The organism is Rubrivirga sp. (assembly GCF_049648075.1).
Lineage (GTDB): Bacteria > Bacteroidota > Rhodothermia > Rhodothermales > Rubricoccaceae > Rubrivirga.
Genome location: NZ_JBARYR010000021.1, coordinates 1 through 2,077, shown reverse-complemented (window position 1 = coordinate 2,077; position 2,077 = coordinate 1). Strand labels below are relative to the sequence as shown.

Here is a 2,077-nt window from a genome sequence, read left to right as displayed (position 1 = left end):
AGCCGCTCCTGCTCACCGACGAGCAGCGCGAGACCGCCGAGCGGCTCCGCCCCGAGATGCTAGAAGAGGCCATCCCCCTCGGCCGCCAGCTGATCGATGCGGAGCGGGCGCTCGACGCCGTGTGACTGTCGGGAACGGCGACCGCGGACGACGTCGAACGCGCCGTCGCCATGGCGGCGGCAGCCCACGCCCGACTCCGCGCCGTCCACCTACGGGCGCACCTCGCCATGCGCGACGCCATGACCGACGACCAGATCGCGGCCTACGCCCGGCTCCGCGGCTACGAGTAGCCGGACCCGACCTCGAGGTCGGGCGTCTTACCTGCCGCCCACTCCCCTTTTGATTTATGTCTCGCCTTTCCGTCCTCGTCCTGCTCCTCGCCGCGACCGGCTGCGTCTGGGAGGGCCGCCCCGATGGGGCCGACGCCGTTCGCACGGCCAGTGACGGCTACTTCGACGCCGACAGCGAGCCGCAGTCGTCGCCGCTCGGCGGCATCCCGAGCGAGGTCGAGATCGTCGAGCCCCTCGAGGGCGTGGCACCCGTGACCGACGCCCCCGTCGACCTCTCGCAACCTCCACCGACCACGGGCACGGCCGACGCCACGACGGAGGTTGAAGAGGCCCTCACCCCCGGCACCGAACGGTAGACACCATGCGCTCGATCCTCTTTCTCCTCCCCTTCGCCCTGGCCGCCTGCCAGTCGCCGCAGGACGACAGCGCGTTCGACCTCGCGACCGCGCCCGTCGAGGCCATCTCGCACGGTGTCGAGGCGAACGGGTCGCCTACCGTGGTCCAGACCGCGGCGGTCGGTGACAAGCCGACGATGACGGTCTACAAGCGGTCGACGTGCGGGTGCTGCTCGTCGTGGATCGACCACGTTGAGCAGGCGGGCTACACCGTCGAGGCCATCGACCGCGACGCGGACCTGCACGTCGTCAAGGACAGCCTGGGCTTGCCGCAGGACCTGTCGTCGTGCCACACCGGCGTCGTGGACGGCTACGTCGTCGAGGGCCACGTCCCAGCCAACCAGGTCGATCGCCTCTTGGCCGACCGGCCCGACGCGCTCGGGATCGCCGTTCCGGGAATGCCCATCGGCTCGCCCGGCATGGAGATGGGCGACCAGCGCGACCCGTACGACGTCCTGATCGTGGACGGCAACGGCGAGGCGGCCGTCTTCGCCTCGATCCCCGGCAACACGGGCCGCTAGCCGACCTCGAGGGCGAGACCAGACGAGCCATGCGTCTCGCCCTCTTGACAGCTGCCTTCGCTCTCGCCGCGTGCGGGTCGGAGTACCCCGACCCGGCTCCCGAAGGTCCGCTCGCGGCGGAGGTCCCGGCGGACCCGTTGGCTGCGCCGGCCTCACGGCTCTCGAGGACGCCGCGCCTGAGCGTCGGGCCGGACGGGACGACGGTGCTGTCGTGGCTCGAGGACCAGGGCGACGGACACGCGCTCCGCTTCGCGACGTGGACCGACGACGGATGGAGCCCGGCCGAGACCGCCGGCCAGCACGACGACTGGTTCGTGAACTGGGCCGATACGCCGGGCGTCGTCGGCCTCGAGGGCGGACGGATGCTGGCCCACGCGCTGCCGATGCACCCGGAGGGCGAGAGCGTCTACGCCTACGACGTGGCGGCGTGGCAACGGGACGGCGACTGGTCCGAGCCGGCTTTGGTCCACGACGACGGCGTCCCCGCCGAGCACGGGTTCGTCTCCGTCGTCGCCCTCGATGACGGGGCGGCCGGGATGATCTGGCTTGACGGACGGCACACGAGCGGAGGGCACGGCCACGGCGGAGGCGCCATGACGCTGCGCTTTGCCGCCCTCGAGGCCGATGGGTCGCGCCACGACGACGCGGAGTTGGATGCCCGCGTCTGCGACTGCTGCCCGACCGCGCTCGTCTCGACGCCGTCCGGTCTGGTCGCCGCCTACCGCGACCGGTCCGACCTCGAGGTCCGCGACATCGCCGTCGTTCGCCATGTTGATGGCGAATGGACGTCGCCCTCGATTCCGCACGCCGACGGCTGGAGCATCGAGGGGTGCCCGGTCAACGGTCCCGCCCTTGACGCGCGCGGAGACAC

General features: G+C 71.8%; 3 protein-coding genes. All 3 read left to right on the top strand.

Annotation, left to right across the window (positions count from 1 at the left end; translation table 11 throughout):
- Positions 1-346 precede the first annotated feature (346 nt).
- On the top strand, positions 347-646 hold the full coding sequence (locus tag WBA11_RS00670; protein WP_424518807.1) for a hypothetical protein: 300 nt from the start codon (positions 347-349) through the stop codon (positions 644-646).
- A 5-nt stretch (positions 647-651) separates the two neighbouring features.
- Positions 652-1,206: a DUF411 domain-containing protein gene (locus WBA11_RS00665; protein WP_424518806.1), complete on the top strand. Its 555-nt coding sequence runs from the start codon at positions 652-654 to the stop codon at positions 1,204-1,206.
- A 29-nt stretch (positions 1,207-1,235) separates the two neighbouring features.
- The coding region (locus tag WBA11_RS00660; RefSeq protein WP_424518805.1) for a hypothetical protein at positions 1,236-2,077 on the top strand (842 nt) is incomplete at its 3' end.

Coding starts and splice junctions, on each gene's coding strand:
- WBA11_RS00670 (WP_424518807.1), top strand. CDS start 347: ATGTCTCGCCTTTCCGTCCTCGTCCTGCTCCTCGCCGCGACCGGCTGC.
- WBA11_RS00665 (WP_424518806.1), top strand. CDS start 652: ATGCGCTCGATCCTCTTTCTCCTCCCCTTCGCCCTGGCCGCCTGCCAG.